The sequence below is a fragment of the Pseudomonas sp. NPDC088444 genome, from assembly GCF_044900175.1.
GTDB lineage: Bacteria > Pseudomonadota > Gammaproteobacteria > Pseudomonadales > Pseudomonadaceae > Aquipseudomonas.
In genome coordinates this window covers 38,075-54,731 of the sequence record NZ_JBJDNK010000006.1, presented here as the reverse complement: position 1 = coordinate 54,731, position 16,657 = coordinate 38,075, and the positions used below count along the sequence as shown (strand labels likewise).

General features: G+C 57.3%; 11 protein-coding genes and 3 pseudogenes. 10 read left to right on the top strand and 4 right to left on the bottom strand.

The window, feature by feature from the left end; translation table 11 throughout:
• Window positions 1-44 precede the first annotated feature (44 nt).
• The 4 genes from tauD to tauA all read right to left on the bottom strand — a co-directional run bounded on the left by tauD (window position 45) and on the right by tauA (window position 3,787).
• Window positions 45-878, bottom strand: a complete 834-nt coding sequence (tauD, locus tag ACI2KB_RS13180) for a taurine dioxygenase (RefSeq protein ID WP_404635126.1) — start codon at window positions 876-878, stop codon at window positions 45-47.
• Window positions 879-938: 60 nt separating this feature from the next.
• Window positions 939-1,790, bottom strand: a complete 852-nt coding sequence (gene tauC / locus ACI2KB_RS13175; RefSeq protein ID WP_404635124.1) for a taurine ABC transporter permease TauC — start codon at window positions 1,788-1,790, stop codon at window positions 939-941.
• Window positions 1,787-2,578 carry a taurine ABC transporter ATP-binding subunit gene (gene tauB, locus ACI2KB_RS13170; RefSeq protein ID WP_404635122.1) on the bottom strand — a complete coding sequence of 264 codons (792 nt, stop codon included), beginning with the start codon at window positions 2,576-2,578 and terminating at the stop codon, window positions 1,787-1,789. The genes tauC and tauB overlap by 4 nt, the downstream gene beginning before the upstream one ends.
• Before the next feature lie 231 nt (window positions 2,579-2,809).
• A complete protein-coding gene (gene tauA, locus ACI2KB_RS13165; RefSeq protein WP_404635120.1) occupies window positions 2,810-3,787 on the bottom strand; it encodes a taurine ABC transporter substrate-binding protein in 978 nt (325 codons plus the stop codon).
• A gap of 816 nt (window positions 3,788-4,603) precedes the next feature.
• Here tauA and ACI2KB_RS13160 point away from each other — a divergent pair.
• The 10 genes and pseudogenes from ACI2KB_RS13160 to ACI2KB_RS13115 all read left to right on the top strand — a co-directional run bounded on the left by ACI2KB_RS13160 (window position 4,604) and on the right by ACI2KB_RS13115 (window position 16,625).
• Window positions 4,604-5,992 (top strand): OprD family outer membrane porin, encoded by a 1,389-nt coding sequence (locus ACI2KB_RS13160; protein WP_404635118.1) that lies wholly within the window; start codon window positions 4,604-4,606, stop codon window positions 5,990-5,992.
• Window positions 5,993-6,557: 565 nt separating this feature from the next.
• A pseudogene (locus tag ACI2KB_RS13155) lies at window positions 6,558-7,104 on the top strand (chromate resistance protein ChrB domain-containing protein).
• A complete protein-coding gene (chrA, locus tag ACI2KB_RS13150; protein WP_404635116.1) occupies window positions 7,097-8,455 on the top strand; it encodes a chromate efflux transporter in 1,359 nt (452 codons plus the stop codon). Before ACI2KB_RS13155 ends, chrA begins: the two are co-directional and overlap by 8 nt.
• Window positions 8,456-8,568: 113 nt before the next feature.
• Window positions 8,569-8,780 (top strand): annotated as a pseudogene (locus ACI2KB_RS13145) (chromate resistance protein ChrB domain-containing protein); the annotation flags it as partial.
• 254 nt (window positions 8,781-9,034) lie between these two features.
• Window positions 9,035-10,174, top strand: coding sequence for a glutathione-independent formaldehyde dehydrogenase (locus ACI2KB_RS13140; protein WP_404635114.1), 1,140 nt, complete (start codon window positions 9,035-9,037; stop codon window positions 10,172-10,174).
• A gap of 358 nt (window positions 10,175-10,532) precedes the next feature.
• Window positions 10,533-11,566 (top strand): annotated as a pseudogene (locus ACI2KB_RS13135) (putative bifunctional diguanylate cyclase/phosphodiesterase).
• A 263-nt stretch (window positions 11,567-11,829) separates the two neighbouring features.
• Entirely contained in the window at window positions 11,830-12,132 is a 303-nt protein-coding gene (locus tag ACI2KB_RS13130; RefSeq protein WP_279892650.1) for an antibiotic biosynthesis monooxygenase, read from the top strand.
• Between the two features lie 361 nt (window positions 12,133-12,493).
• Window positions 12,494-13,072 (top strand): redoxin domain-containing protein, encoded by a 579-nt coding sequence (locus ACI2KB_RS13125; RefSeq protein WP_404635112.1) that lies wholly within the window; start codon window positions 12,494-12,496, stop codon window positions 13,070-13,072.
• Entirely contained in the window at window positions 13,048-13,587 is a 540-nt protein-coding gene (locus ACI2KB_RS13120) for a DsbA family protein (RefSeq protein ID WP_404635110.1), read from the top strand. The genes ACI2KB_RS13125 and ACI2KB_RS13120 overlap by 25 nt, the downstream gene beginning before the upstream one ends.
• A 278-nt stretch (window positions 13,588-13,865) precedes the next feature.
• Entirely contained in the window at window positions 13,866-16,625 is a 2,760-nt protein-coding gene (locus ACI2KB_RS13115; RefSeq protein WP_404635684.1) for an AAA family ATPase, read from the top strand.
• Window positions 16,626-16,657 lie beyond the last annotated feature (32 nt).

The window sequence follows — 16,657 nt, the reverse complement described above, 5'->3', positions numbered from 1 at the left end:
GGATCGGTCGGCAGACGCGAGCGTCGTCACACTGGGCGTGCCGGTCAAAACGGCACATCCCCCAGAATCGTCGCCCGGTGCATCACACGGCGCTGCGGTCGGTAATCATCCACGGCGTAATGCTGTGTCACGCGGTTGTCCCACATCGCCACATCGTTTACCTGCCAACGCCAGCGAATGGTGAATTCAGGTCGTGTCGCGTGGGCGAACAGCAATTTCAGAATGGCCTCGCTTTCTGCGGACTCCAGTTCATTGATCCGCGTGGTGAACCCGTCGTTGACGAACAGCGCCTTGCGCCCGCTCACAGGATGAGTGCGGATGACCGGATGGGACAGCGGCGGATTCTTGCGGCGGGTTTCCTCCCAACGCGCCAGATCCTCAGCGGTGGTACCAAACCGCTCCAGAGGGAATGACCGGGTGAAATCGTGAGTGGCTGTCAAACCGTCCAGCAGCGCCCGCAGCGGTGCGGACAACGCTTCGAACGCTGCGATGCCACTGGCCCACAAGGTATCGCCGCCGTAGGTCGGTAGTTGCTTGGCACTCAGCACGGCGCCCAGCGCAGGTGTCGGCAGAAAGGTCACGTCGGTGTGCCAGATCGCGTTGTCGCGCACGTCGGTCACAGCAGTGTCGAGCACCATGACTTCTGGCTGTTCGGGCACGTTGGGGTAGATCGGATGTGTGTGCAGATCGCCAAACTGCGCCGCGAAGCGCGCTTGTTGTTGAGGCGTAATGGGCTGTTCGCGAAAGAACAGCACCTGATGCTTCAGCAGCGCCTGTTCGATAGCATCGCGTTGCTTGGCAGTCAGGTCGCGGCTCAGGTCGACGCCACTGATTTGCGCGCCCAATGCGGAGCTGAGTGGGGTGATGTGAAGGCTCATGTTGGTCTCGCTGTGTGCGCCGAAATGTCGGCGTAGTCAGTCTTGATAACGCGTCGGTTGTCAGTGATTTTGGCCGTGCCACGGCACCAGTTTGCGTTGCAGAGCGCGCAGGCCCATTTCCAGTGCGAAGGCGATGAAGGCGATCACCAGAATTCCGAGCACCACGACATCGGTCACCAGGAACTGCGCCGCCGATTGCACCATGAAGCCCAGCCCGCTGGTGGCGGCGATCAGTTCTGCGGCCACCAGCGTTGACCAGCCAACACCCAGACCAATGCGAATGCCAGTGAGGATATCGGGCAGGGCGCTGGGCAGAATCACATGGCGAATCAGTTGCCAGCGAGTGGCCCCCAGCGATTGCGCCGCCCGCAGTTTGGCGCTGTCCACCGTGCGTACGCCGGTCGCCGTCGCAATGGCAATCGGCGCGAAGATCGCCAGATAAATCAGCAGGACCTTGGAGAATTCGCCGATACCGCACCAGATCACGATCAGCGGCAGGTAGGCCAAGGGCGGAATCGGGCGGTAAAACTCGATCAGCGGGTCAAAAATGCCTCGGGCAATGCGGTTATGACCGATGGCGATCCCGACGGGAATGGCAGTCAGGACTGCGAACGCCAGGCCCAGCCCGATGCGTTGCAGGCTCGCCCCCAAATGTTGCCAGAGCGTGGACTCCATATAGCCTTGCGTCATCAGTAACCAGGCCTTGGCCAACACTGCGGAAGGTGGTGGCAAAAACAACGGTTCGATCCATTCGAACGCCGTGACGACCCACCAGGCGGCGACCAGCGACACCAGCGTCAAGACGCTGATCGCGCGGGTGCTCAGATAAGGGCGTGCCGAGGGCACCTTTCGAATGGGAGCTGGCGCTTGGGCGAGCGCCTCGCTGAGCGGCGGCGACTGAAGCTTGCTCATGCCCGTTGCTCCTGAAGGGATTGGCGCTGCGAGAACACCCGCGCCAGGACGTGCTCGCGGGTAGCAATGAATTGTGGATCGGATTTGATCGCCCGCGCCGACTCCCCCGCGCTGTAGCGACGGCCAAAATCCAGCTTCAGGTGCTCGACGATTTGCCCCGGATTGGGTGCCAGCAGGATCAGGTCGGTCGCCAGGAACACCGCCTCTTCGATGTCATGGGTGATCAGAAAAACCGGCTTGGCGCTGCGTTGCCAGACTTGCAACAACAGTTCTTGCATCTGCTCGCGTGTGAAAGCATCCAGCGCGCCAAACGGCTCGTCCATCAGCAGTACGCGCGGGTCGGCTGCCAGCGCGCGGGCCAGACCGACGCGTTGTTTTTGGCCACCGGATAACTGCCAGATACGGCGCGTCTCGAAACCGGCCAGATCCACCAGCGCGAGCATTTCACGCGCTTTGGCTTCTCGCTGCGCTTTGGCAACGCCCGCCAGTTCCAGACCGAAAGCAACGTTGGCCAACACGTCCTGCCAAGGCAGCAGCGCGTCGTCCTGAAACACCACGCCGCGCTCGGCGCTCGGCCCTTTGACGGGCACGTTATCGAGCGTGATGCGACCCGCACTGGGTTCAACGAAACCGGCAATCAGGTTCAACAGCGAAGTCTTGCCACTGCCAGAGGGACCGAGGGCGACCAGCAACTGTTGTGGGCCGAGGGTCAGGGAAATGTCCGACAGCACCGGTTCGGCCGCACCGGGGTACTGTGCGCAGATGCGCTCCAGTTGTAACAAGGCCATGGCGATGACTCCGTTTTCGGTAGGTGTGAACGTTTCTTTGGGAGGTCCTGTATTGACCGGTCAAGCGCCTTCGCCACCCAGGCGGCTCCCACAAGGGTCGCCCCGAATCTTGTATTCGACGCTGAAACTGTGGGAGCCGGCTTGCTGGCGAAAACGTCTTGCTTGACGCATTGTCATTGCCTGCCTGTCCGTTTTCACAAGCAAGGCGGCTCGTACAGGTATGGCGAGGGTTTACTGAGTAACAAACTTCGCACTGACATAAGGCGTGTAATCCGCCAATACCGCATCGACCTTGCCCTGCTCTTTAAGGAAGGCGGCGGTTTTGCCAATCGCTTCGGTCGTCGGCGCGCCCAGCTCTTTCACTTGATCAGCGGCCAGCGGATAGACGTTGCCTTGCAGCAGGCCGGGGATGTCATCGGCCTTGGCGCCAGACAGCTTCACCAGCTTGTCGACATTGTCTTTGCTTGAGAGCCATGCCGCCGGGTCTTTGCGGTAGTTGGCGTAGGCATCGAGGGTCGTTTTGGCGAAGGCTTTGACGATCTCAGGGTGCTTGTCAGCGAAATCCTTGCGCACGATCCAGGCGTCGAAGGTCGGCGCGCCCAGCTTTGCCAGCTCACCGGAGGTGATCAGCACTTTGCCGGTTTCCTTGGCGACGCCCAATGCGGGGTCCCAGACGTAAGTGGCATCGATATCACCGCGTTTCCACGCTGCCGCAATGGCTGGCGGGGCGAGGTTGAGGATGGTGACCTTGGACGGATCGATGTTCCAGTGCTTCAGCGCCGCCAGCAGGCTGTAGTGCCCGGTGGACACGAACGGCACGGCGATCTTCTTGCCGACCAGATCCTGCGGTCCGCTGATCCCTGATCCGTTGCGTGCCACCAGCGCTTCGGCGGCGCCGATCTGCGTGGCGATCAGGAATGTTTCCACGGGCACTTTGCGAGTCGCCGCTGCGGTCAGTGGGCTTGAGCCCAGATAGCCGATCTGCACGTCGCCCGACGCAATGGCCGTGATGACGTCCGCCCCATTATCGAATTTGCGCCAGGCGATGTTCGAGCCGGTGGCTTTCTCGTAGGCGCCATCGGCCTGAGCGACTTTCGCCGGGTCGACGGTGGTTTGATAAGCGACGGTAAAGTCCGCTGCGTGGGCGAACAGGGCGGCGCTCGTCAGCGACAGGGCTGCCAACAGGCGAAGAGGTTTAAGCAGATTCATGGTGAGACTCCGGATCAAGGCAGGCCGAGGACTGAATGAAGCGGAGCGTAAATGATCTAAGAAACGCCAAATAAATAACGTTTTGGCATGAGCTTAGAGTAGATTTTCAGCAGTCTGAGCGAGCGGGACCGCGAAAATCGAAAAAAATGCGATGGTAATGTGACCGTTCATCGAAATGTCACAATTGACAAATAGGATCTGCACGCTTGCACAAAGGATGCTTTTGCCCTCAGCACAGGGATACCTTGTCTCGCAAGGCTGGCACTGAGGGCCATCATGGATTTCGGCGGAACGATCAGCGGATCTGGCACGAGCCAGTCAACTGACAAGTTTGTTCCGCACTCCTCGAAAAAACTGACGGATAGCAGGGTGACAACTGTAACAATTGCGTCTACCCCGTAATCAAGTTCTTTATTTTCAAAGAGTTATGTCGGTAATTCTCACCTTGTTTCACAGACTGGTCGTGACTGGGCAGTCTGATTCCGGTCGTACGATGTGGGGAAACTTATCGATCTGACGAACGGGATCGAAATATTTTTTGGGAATTAGGTAAAGACGCCGATACACTCCGCAGCGGACGGTTGAAACGGCTTGTGACATATAACTGCTTGGCATAAAAGCAGGTCAAACAAGTCTTTTTAGGTTTAAAGGATTTACCTTACCTTGCAGCCAGCCGTAAACGCGGTCTAGTCAATTAGTCTTGGGGCCATTGACTCACCGAGTCGGGTCCGGCGCTAATCGCGCATCCGCGGTCTTGAGCCTTCGGTCTCAGAACCAAGGAACTACAAAAATTAGATTCAAGAGGAGCGAAACACAATGAAGAAGTCCACCCTGGCCTTGGCCGTTTACGCTGGTGTAGTGGCCACTCAGGCTGGTGCTGCCGGTTTCTTTGACGACAGCAAGGCAACCGTAAGCTCTCGTACTCTGTATTTCGAGAACGACAACCGCGAGCAGTTCGGCACCACTAAAGCATCTGACCAGCGCCAAACGGCTACCGGTCTGCTGTTCAACTTTATCTCCGGCTACACCCCGGGCACCGTGGGCTTCGGTCTGGACGTGCAGAGCATGCTGGGCATCAACCTGGGTGGTGGCATCACTCACCACACCGCCAGCACTGCAAACACCGTGACTCCGGTTGATACCGACGGTACTCCTGTAGATGACTGGAGCCGCACTGGCGCCAACGCCAAAGTCAAAATCTCCAAGACCGAGCTGAAACTGGGTAACGCCCTGCAGCCGAACTTGCCGATTCTGGTTGCGAACGACGGTCGTCTGCTGCCACAAACCTTCGAAGGTGGCATCGTCACTTCCAAGGAACTGGATGGCTGGACCTTCACTGGCGGTAAGCTGACTCAGGCCGCTGGCCGTGCGTCGAGCAACTGGTCGGGTATGGCCGTTGCCGGTGGTACGCATGACTCCAACAGCTTCACCTTCGCCGGTGCTGACTGGAAAGTCACCAAAGACCTGACCCTGCAGGCTTACCATTCGGTTCTGGAAGACTACTACAAGCAGACTTTCCTCGGCCTGGTACACGTTCTGCCAATCGGTGATGACCAGTCCTTCAAGACTGACCTGCGTTACTTCGACAGCCGCTCCGACGGCAAGAACGGCGAAACCGGTTACGTGTTCAACAACAACGGCGGCTATGCCAAGAACGCTGGCGAAGTTGACAACAAAACCTGGTCGGCCATGTTCACCTACACCTTGGGTGGTCACTCGCTGATGCTGGGTCACCAAGACGTGGGTGACGACGGCGGCTTCGTTTGGATGAACAACGGCAGCATCACCAAAAATGGTGGTACTGCATCCGTGGCCAACGCCGCTGAAGGTCAGGGCGGTTCGTCCTTCTACCTGTTCACTGACTCGATGATCAACCAGTTCGCACGCGCTGGTGAGACCACCAACTTCGGTCAGTACTCCTATGACTTCGCACGTCTGGGCGTTCCAGGTCTGAAAGCAGCTTTCGCTTACCTGAAAGGCGATAACATCAAGTCGCAGCGCGGCAACCTGGGTGACAGCTCCGAGTGGGAACGCGACATGCGTATCGACTACGTGTTCCAGGACGGTCCTCTGAAGGGCTTCGGCGCTACCCTGCGTCGTGCTAACTACCGTGGTAGCTTCACTGGCACCAACGCTCAGAACAGTCACATTGCTGACCAAGACCAGACTCGTCTGATCTTCAACTACACCTACGCTTTCAAATAGTCACTAAAGACTATCCTGTAAAGATTCATACTTAAGGCCCTGATTTCAGGGCCTTTTTATTTTTGTAGGAGGACACGAAGAGCGCACTACCTGCGAGAAATCGACCGTCCACATCCCGTCGGCCGAAGCAACCCGACTTGCGATGATCGGTATAACAGCCGGATTGGGCACTACAGTCTCACGATAGCCCGAGGGTATGGGACTGTACGCGATATGGTACAACCGCAGTGTGACGACGCTTTTCAAAAGTTGAGGTGCGAAATCCTCGGTGTAAGCGTTGTTCGCAATCAGTACCTATCGCGCCTGCACTTGACTACGACGCCCTCCGGCTTCAACTGAGAGCACTACGCGACCGGGCTGTTGCTGATTTACAGAACAGACTCGACTGCGCTCGAAAATACGCGCGCCCTCGTGTTCCGCAGCTCTCGCCATACCTTAAGCCTGCGCGTAGGAGTTCAAAACCGCGCCTGTCGGATTGTTCCAACCGGCGATCAAGCTCCTGCTGCAGTATGTCTAGCCTGTACTCGCCGAACTCGAGGGGGCCACTGCCAATGCTACTGAACGCATGCGGGCCTGGCGGGCTTTGAAGGCCTCTGGTGCAGCGGTATTACGCGATGGTGCATATTTGTTGCCTGACAACAATGTCTGTCGTGAAGTCTTGGCGTCTGTCGAACGCGACATCCTCTCCATCAATGGCACTGCTTACATCCTGCCGGTGGTCGATCCGCAAGGTGAGCGTTTTGTCGAGTTGTTTGACCTTCATTGATTCTGAAGCCCAGATCCTATGGCTGGAAACCCCACATGACTGTGCAGCAGACGCGCTGGGCTTCGACTTCGATGGTGCGACCTTCAGTCATGTCGGCAATCGCGTGACCTTCGAAACCCTGCAAGCCAGTTTTGAGCTTCAAGAACCCGGCCTGAACCGCATTGCGGCTTTGGTGCACTACCTCGATATCGGCGGTATTCAGCCTTTGGAGGCTGCAGGCATCGAGCGCGTGCTGGCAGGACTGCGCGAAACAATGACCCATGACGACCACTTGCAGGCTGCTGCCAGCGCCATCTTCGACGGCCTGCTCGCCGAGTTTGAGAAAGAGGAACAACCCCATGAGTAAGGTGTTGCCATCAACGGCTGAAGAGGGTCTATCGAGGCCGGGGGCGATCAGCTTGTGTGAGGCATTCTGGTTCTGGTTGAAGCTCGGCTTCATCAGTTTCGGTGGGCCCGCCGGGCAGATTTCGATCATGCACCAGGAGTTGGTAGAACGTCGGCGCTGGATCTCCGAACGACGCTTTCTCCATGCGCTCAACTATTGCATGTTGCTGCCTGGGCCAGAGGCTCAGCAATTGGCGACCTATATCGGCTGGCTGATGCATCGAACCTGGGGTGGAGTAATTGCCGGAGTGCTGTTTGTGCTGCCCTCATTGTTCATCCTCATCGCTTTGTCGTGGATGTACATCGCGTTCGGCGAGGTGCCGGTGGTGGCCGGCCTCTTCTATGGGATCAAACCTGCCGTGACGGCCATCGTGGTGCAGGCGGCACACAGGATTGGCACTCGGGCGCTGAAGAGTAATTGGCTGTGGGCGATAGCAGCGGCTTCATTTACCGCGATCTTCGCGTTCAATGTGCCGTTCCCGTTGATCGTATTGGGAGCAGCGTTAATCGGCTATGTCGGCGGGCGGCTGGCGCCTGAGAATTTCAGAGCTGGGGGCCATAGCGCTGCCAAAAAGTCCTTTGGCCCAGCATTGATCGATGACGACACTCCGTCCCCGGAACATGCCCGGTTCAGCTGGATTAAACTGGCGATGCTGGCCCTCATCGGCGCAGCGCTGTGGGCGTTGCCGATGGGAACCCTGACCGCGCTCTTTGGCTGGGAGGGCACCTTGACCCAGATGGGCTGGTTCTTTACCAAGGCCGCGTTGCTGACCTTTGGTGGAGCCTACGCTGTGCTCCCGTATGTCTATCAAGGCGCGGTCGGTCACTATGGCTGGCTTACTCCGACCCAGATGATCGACGGTTTGGCACTGGGGGAAACCACACCTGGGCCACTGATCATGGTGGTGGCCTTCGTCGGCTTTGTTGGAGCGTACGTCTCGCAAGTGTTCGGCGCCGATCAGATGTTTCTGGCCGGGGCTGTCGCGGCCACCCTAGTGACATGGTTCACCTTCCTGCCCTCGTTCCTGTTTATCCTCGCCGGTGGCCCGCTGGTGGAATCGACCCACAACGAACTCAACTTCACTGCACCGCTTACCGCAATCACAGCGGCGGTGGTTGGAGTGATCCTCAATCTGGCCTGTTTCTTCGGCTATCACGTGCTATGGCCGCAAGGCTTCAGCGGACACCTCGACTGGCCCTCTGCGCTGATCGCCATTTTGGCGGCAATTGCCTTGTTCCGCTTCAAACGGGGCGTGATTCAGGTGCTGATGGCCTGTGCACTCGTCGGTTTGACAGTGCACCTGTTGGGGTAAAAGCACGATTTGAGTAGCAGTCTTTGGCGGGCGCCGGGCTCGCCAGATGACCCAGCCTGCCGAGCTAGGCAGGAGGTGTTTCATGGGGTTGGGTTACCCGTGAACGACCGAAGATCGACCGCATCGCTTGTCCGTGGCTGATCTCTCGCTTTATCGATCCCTAACCCGAGCTTCTATACGTGCCCAGCGCTGATGTGCTGCGGATTTCGGCGGAGAAGGATGCAACCTCCTACGACATCCGGGCGTTGAGCTGACCCATGAGGGTGAGCTCTCCAGCTTCGATGCATTCCTGAAAAAGTACCAACTTAGTGAGCCCACAACCCAAAGCGAACACTGCACCTTCGAGCTGGCCCGAAATGGTAGTCAGATGGGCTTTGGGTAGACCACTGCACATTTTATATATCGTATAAACGGGAGGCTCTGACTTAACGTGGAGCTGTAGATTCAGTGTTTATGATCGCCGGTTGTCCGGATCACCACCGGTCCGGTAGTCACCCGAATCTTTGACCGTTCGACTCAGCCGACCAGCCAGATATCTCGTAGCAGACGAATCCAATTCAGTTTGAACGGGAGAACACAATGAAAGCCATCGTGTATAACGGGCCACGCGACGTCAGTGTACAAGACGTCCCCGACGCCAAAATTGAAAAGCCGACCGATGCCGTAGTGCGCATCACCACCACAAATATTTGCGGCTCTGACCTGCACATGTACGAAGGCCGCACCTCTATGGAAACAGGGCGAGTCTTTGGTCACGAAAATCTTGGTGAAGTCATTGAAGTCGGCGCTGGCGTAGATCGCGTCAAAGTCGGCGATCGCGTTTGTTTGCCATTTAACATCGGTTGCGGTTTTTGCGAGAACTGCGAAAGGGGGTTGACTGGTTTTTGCCTCACAGCCAATCCGGGCACTGCCGGTGCGGCTTATGGCTTTGCCGATATGGGCGAGTACCAGGGTGGTCAAGCGGAACTGCTCCGAGTGCCCTATGCAGACTTCAACTGCCTGGTACTGCCAGAGGATGCACAGGAAAAAGAAAATGACTACGTCATGCTGTCAGACATTTTCCCTACCGGTTGGCATGCAACCGAGCTGGCTGGCCTGATGCCCGGTGAAAGCATTGCCATTTACGGTGCGGGGCCAGTGGGGCTGATGGCTGCGCATGCCGCGATGATCAAAGGCGCTTCGCAGGTGTTCGTGGTCGACAATCATCCAGATCGATTGAAGCTGGCGGCGCAAATGGGTGCCACGCCGATCAATTCGCTGGAAAAGGAAGCGGTCGACCAGATTCTCAACCTGACTCACGGCAAGGGGACTGATCGGGGCTGTGAATGTGTTGGGTATCAATGCTGTGACAAACACGGTCATGAAGCCAATCATCTGACCATGAACAACCTGGTGGCTTCGACCAAAGCCACTGGTGGTATCGGCGTCGTCGGGGTGTTCGTGCCTCAGGATCCAGGTGCGCAGAACGAACTCGCCAAAGAAGGGAAGATGGCCTTCGACTTCGGTGCGTTTTGGTTCAAGGGCCAGCAGATTCGCACCGGCCAGGCCAACGTGAAGGCTTATAATCGTCGGCTCGCGGAGCTGATTCACCATGACCGCGCTAAACCTTCGCAGATCATTTCCCACAGCCTGAAACTGGCTGAAGGTCCTGACGCGTACAAGCATTTTGATGCGCGGGATGAGGGTTGGACGAAGGTCATTCTGAAGCCAGCAGCATGAGAGCCATCTCGATGGCTTGAGCCGTAGATTCAGCGGCAATTTGGAGTCGTCAAAAGGTGCGAACCGAATTGCCGCTCAATGCTTCCGGTCATTAGTGCTAAAGATAGTCAGTCTACGTACTCCAGTGCTTCTTCCTTAAATGCTGAAATCCGGACCTAGAACGAAACCCCTGCGGGCAAATTGTGTACGCCGCTGTGCAGCCATTAACACATGTGGTGATGTCCGAATCCATGTCTCACGCCTGCAACTATCCTTAGCTGCCTTATGTTCAGTGACTGCTTCTGGCCGATTCTGTTGAAAAAGTCGGTACTTCCAGACTGCTCGCATACAGGTTAGGCCCGCGGACACGATCGTGCGCATGGGCGGTGACGAATTCATCGTTCTGCTGCCGGACCTGCTGCGTGATGAAGACGTCGTGCCAGTGGTTGAGCGATTGATGGCCAGCATTGCCAGACCCTACTGCATCCAGGGCATCGACCTGCACGTGAGCGCAAGTGTCGGTATCACCCTGAGCGATGGTCACCTTGAGCAGCCGATGCAGTTGATCCAACAGGCTGACATGGCCATGTACAAAGCCAAACAACAAGGGCGCAACAACTTTCAGTGGTACGCCAGCGACCTGAATCAGCGCAATGACCTGCAAAAGGCTATCGAGACTCGGTCGTTACAGCTGCATTATCAACCGCAGATCGACGCACGTACCGGGCGTGTGGTCGGGATCGAAGCGTTGCTGCGCTGGGAGCATCCGGAAAAGGGATTTATCCCCCCAGCGGTGTTTGTTCCGGTGGCCGAGGACAGTGGTCAGATCATCCCGCTTAGCCTTGGGTGCTCGATACGGCCTGCGCTCAGTTGCGCCAGCTGGACGACCAGTGCATCACGGGCATCTCGATGGCCGTCAATATTTCACCAATGCATTTTCAGCGTGGCCATTTCGTGCAGTATGTCCAGGCCACGCTGGAGAAACACGGTCTGCGAGGTGAACAACTGGAGCTGGAGATCACCGAGTCGCTGCTGTTGCATAACGCTGAACAGGCGATCGAGACGTTGCACCGGCTCAAGGCATTGGGGGTGCGCATTGCACTCGATGACTTCGGGACCGGTTTTTCCAGCCTTAGCTACCTCAAGCGTTTGCCGATCGACAAGATCAAGATCGACCGTTCGTTCATCCGGGAAATCGTTACCGATCACCACGATGCAGCGATCACCCAGGGCATTATTTCCATGGCCCACCACCTCAGCCTCATTGTTGTGGCCGAAGGCGTGGAGACGGCGTCTCAAATGGAATTCCTGAAAGGCAGTCGCTGCGATATTTTTCAGGGTTATCACTTCGCCAGACCGATGCCGTTTGCCGCGCTCAAAGCGTTCATGAGCGATCCAGAGTTTCACCCCTGACCGGCTTTTCGCTTGATCTGCTTGTTGAAAATCGGACCAAGGTAAAGCGCCGCTCCCGAAGAAATGGGCTGGGTGCAGCTAAATGACTGATGATGGGGCGGTCCGGCGTCTGCTTCTGGCCGTTTGCTCTGCCGGCGGAATGACTCGACGCTATCTTCCATCCCCGCGACGCTGGAGCTTGCTGGCAAGTCGGCAAATATCACGTTGGGCTTACTGGAAAGCATGGCGCATGATGACCTCGTCATAACAAGAGGAGACACGTCATGGTCAACGTAGCGTTGTTCGTTCGTCTCGAAGCAAAACCCGGGAAAGAGAAAGAGGTGGAGCGTTTTTTAATGAGTGGTCTCGCTATCGTGGAGGAGGAGCCAGCCACCACGGCCTGGTTCGCCATCCGCTTGGGGCCTTCCACCTTTGGCATCTTTGACGCCTTCCCGGATGAAGCAGGCCGACAGGCTCATCTTTCGGGCAAGGTCGCCGCCGCGCTTATGGCAAAGGCTGCCGAGCTGTTTGCCGAACCGCCGTCAATCGAGAAGGTTGACGTGCTTGCGGCTAAGCTGCCCGGCTAAGCAAGCCCGACAAGGCTCCAACCCGTCCCTGCCGCCTTTTTGCAGCCTCAGGGACGCGGCTGAGTCTGGACGTTACCGCGGGTCTCTTTTCGGCGGGCAGGTGCTTACAGCGACTATAGTCATTGGTGCGTCAGATCAAATCAGCCATTGCGCTGCCAACCTGGCCTCAACCCAATTCCGCGAAAGCACGGCGGATCGCCTCGTGCTCGTAATGCGGCCCATACCCTCGCAGCCGAAGACACTCAGGCTTGTCTCGAGGCATCTTCGCCATTCTGAACCCCTTGACGGTGGATGGAATTATGCCGCCGGGCGAGTCGTATCCGGCTGAGCAGAACCCACCCCACCTATCAGGGCTCAAGCAATGAACACTTCAGCATTGGATGATGCAAAAGAAACGACCGACCGCTTGGTTCAAGGACTACTTCCAGCCGGCACTGTCGCCCCCGATTTCTCCCTGTACGCAACGCCCGATCAGCGGCTGTCCCTGCACGAGCTAAGGGGAAGTCCCGTAATATTGGCGTTCTACCCCGCTGACTGGAGCTCGGTGTGTGGCGACCAACTGACCTTGTACAACCAGGTGCTCCCCACATTCAGAGAGTACGGCGCGACGCTGCTGGGTATTTCCGTCGACAGCGCCTGGTGTCATCAGGCCTTCGTCAAAGATCGTGGTTTTCACTTCAGCCTGCTTGCCGATTTCGAGCCCAAAGGAGCGGTGGCGCGACAGTATGGCGCGTACGATTCCCACCTTGGAGTGTGTAAGCGTGCGTTGTTCGTGATTGACAAGGAGGGGGTGGTCGCCTGGAGCTACGTTTCACCGATGGCAATCAATCCTGGAGCGGACGGCATTCTGGATGCGCTGGATGCTCTGGCAGATTCCCCACACAGCACGCCCGCAAAAAACCAGCAGGTGATCACATGGCCACTCTCAAAGTCCCGGTAACTGCAAACGACCATCGCCAGGGAAGGGCGGATGCCAAGGTCACACTGGTGGAATATGGCGACTACGAATGCCCCTATTGCGGTTTGGCGTACTGGGTCGTCAAAAAGCTGCAGCAGCATTTTGGCGAGGATCTGTTGCTTGTGTTTCGCAACTTTCCGCTGACCACCGCTCACCCGCATGCCCTGAGCGCAGCTGTCACCGCGGAATACGCCGGAAGTCGAGGGTTCTTTTGGGAGGCCCACGACGAGTTGTATGAACATCAGGATCGATTGGGTCTGCCGTTGTATGACGCCATCGCACAGAGACACGGCTTTTCCAGCGATGAACTCTTTGTTGCCATGCAAACTGATATCTATCTGCCCAAAATACAATCCGATTTCGATGGCGGCGTACGTAGTGGGGTAAACGGCACGCCCGCGTTTTACATCGACGGGCTTAGCTATGACGGGCCTCCCGAGGTCACCGAGATGAGTCAGGCGATCGAGCTTGCCTCAATGCGTGGGCTCAATCGCTAGAGAGCACGTGGGTGGATAGGTGACGACAGGTAATTTTGTAAACGAGCTATCTGGGGGTCGTTCGTCGGTAATCGGGTCGACGGGGCGCACGTTGATGAGATCGCGACTATGTTGATCGGGTGGCGTCGCTTCCCAGGGCCGCCATTCCCTCCCACGCAATCGTCTTCCCGACCACGCTCAGCGTATTGCTGGTCTCATGCCCCTGTTTCTTGAGCATCGCTTACGGGCACGTAGATCCATCTGTATGAGTCCGTGTTATCCATTTTTGGAGACAACTCATCATGGCTACTCTCTGTGAAATATGTAATGCCAGACCGGCCGTCGCGCGAGTGACTGTCTCGCAAAATGGCCAGGCCAGAACGATGTCCATTTGCGACCACGATTACCGTCGACTTTTACGCCATCAAAGCATGTTGAATCCCTTCGACTCTTTGCTGGGCGGGGGCGTGTCACGCTTTTTCGACAGCATGGGAGGTGCAGCGGACCAGGGAGGGGACGAATTCAGGCTGTCGGCGCATGTGCCTCGCGAATCTGTCGATGCCACCGATGCATTCAGCTCCCAGACGCTGGAAATCCTGCAACGCGCTGGAGAAAAAGCCCATGAGTTCAACCGCAGCGAGCTCGATACTGAGCATCTGTTGTATGTGCTTGCCGATACCGACGTAGGCACAGCGTTGCTCAAGGAATTGAAGCTTTCTGCGGACGACATCAAAGGCTACATCGATCAACACGCTCAAAGGGGCGCAGCGGAGGCGCAGGCCCCGGTGGATCAGATGAGCATCTCGCCTCGCCTGAAAAAAGTGTTCAATTTTGCATTCCAGGCATCTCGTGAGTTAGGGCACTCGTACGTTGGGCCCGAGCATCTATTGATCGGGCTTTCCTCGGTGCCCGAAAGCATCGCCGGAACGCTGCTCAAAAAATACGGCGTAACCCCTGAGGCCTTGCGGCAGAAGGTGGTCAAGGTGGTGGGCAAGGGGGCTGAGGACGGGAGAGTCGATACCCCGACGGGAACACCGACGCTCGACAAGTTCGGTCGCGACCTGACGTCATTGGCTCGTGAGGGCAAGCTGGATCCCGTATTGGGCCGCGCGCAGGAAATCGAAAATACCATCGAGGTGCTCGCCCGCCGCAGGAAGAACAATCCGGTCCTGATCGGCGAACCCGGCGTCGGTAAGACAGCCATTGTCGAAGGGCTTGCACAGCGCATAGTCAAGGGCGATGTCCCGGAAATTCTACGTGGCAGACGACTGGTTGAAGTCAACCTGAACTCAATGGTCGCGGGCTCCAAATACCGGGGCGAGTTCGAGGAACGCGCCAAGCAACTGCTCGATGAAGTGGCTGCAAAGAGCTCGGAGCTGATTCTGTTCATCGACGAGCTGCACACGATTGTGGGCGCGGGGCAGGGAGGCGAAGAGGGCGGCCTGGATATTGCCAACGTATTGAAACCCGCCCTGGCGCGCGGAGAGCTCAGCCTGATCGGTGCGACGACGCTCAATGAGTACCAAAAGCACATCGAAAAAGATGCGGCGCTCGAAAGGCGGTTTCAGCCTGTCCTGATAGCCGAGCCCACCGTGGAACAGACCATCGTTATTCTGCGTGGGCTGCGGGACAAGCTTGAGGCGCATCACCAGGTGACGTTCGCCGACGAAGCATTCGTGGCCGCCGCGGAACTGTCGGATCGTTACATCACCTCGCGCTTTCTGCCGGACAAGGCCATCGACCTGATCGACCAGGCCGCGGCCCGCGTGCGCATCAGCGCCTCCTCAAGGCCTGCTGGGATTCAGGAACTGGAAGCGGAAATCACCCAGCTCAAACGCGAACAGGACTATTCATCCTCGCGTAAACGCTTTGATGAATCCAAAGGCTTCGAAGAGCGCATCGGTCAAAAACAAGCACAGTTAGGAGAGGAGACAGAAGCCTGGGAGCGCAAGACGGGTTCCGAAACCCTTGAGGTGACCCTTGAGTCGATTGCCGAAGTACTGTCCCGTCTGACCGGTATTCCGGTAACCGAACTCACCCAGGAAGAGCGTCAGAAGCTGCTGAATATGGAAGACACTTTGCGTGATCGGCTGGTCGGGCAGGAAGATGCTGTGCTTGCGGTCAGCGATGCGGTTCGTTTGTCTCGCGCCGGCCTTGGACAAGCCAACAGACCGATTGCCACGTTTCTCTTTCTTGGTCCAACCGGCGTAGGCAAAACCGAGTTGGCCAAGGCGTTGGCAGAGACGGTGTTTGGTGACGAGCAATCGATCATTCGCATCGATATGTCGGAGTACATGGAGCGTCATGCGGTTGCCCGGTTGATCGGTGCGCCACCCGGTTATGTCGGATACGACGAAGGCGGTCAGTTGACAGAGCGCGTCCGCCGCAAGCCCTACAGCGTGATTTTGCTCGACGAGATTGAGAAGGCGCATCCCGATGTGAGCAACGTATTGCTGCAGGTGTTCGATGATGGTCGTCTCACGGACGGCAAGGGACGAGTTGTGGACTTCAGCAATACGATCATCATCGCCACCAGCAATCTGGGCTCTCCCGTCATCATGCAGAATCTTGGGCGCCCAGAAAATGAACGCCTCACGGATAAAGCGTTACGTGATGAATTGATGGGCGTCTTGAAAGGGCATTTCCGTCCCGAATTCCTGAACCGTATCGACGACATCATCGTGTTCCATGCCCTTACTCGGGACAACATCCGATCGATTGTGGGCATTCAGCTTGATCGGGTCATTAGAACCGCGGCTGCCCAGAACATCACGGTGAAAGTGGCTGACACCCTCATTGATCATCTGGCGGATGTTGGTTATCAGCCCGAGTTTGGCGCGCGAGAGTTGAAGCGTCAGATTCGCCAGACCGTCGAAACGCGTCTTGCCAAGGAAATGCTCGCCGGCAAGCTCCAGGGCGGCGACAGCGTTGAGCTCAGTTACGACACGACGCGCGACGAAGTGATGTTCAACAAGCTGGACGCGCCAGCGACCTCAGCAACCGTGAGTCCGCCTGACCGGCCTGATGATCGCGTGCCTGTGACGGGGACAGCGACTTAACGCAACCCACTCCCGTTATTGGGCAACGGCGT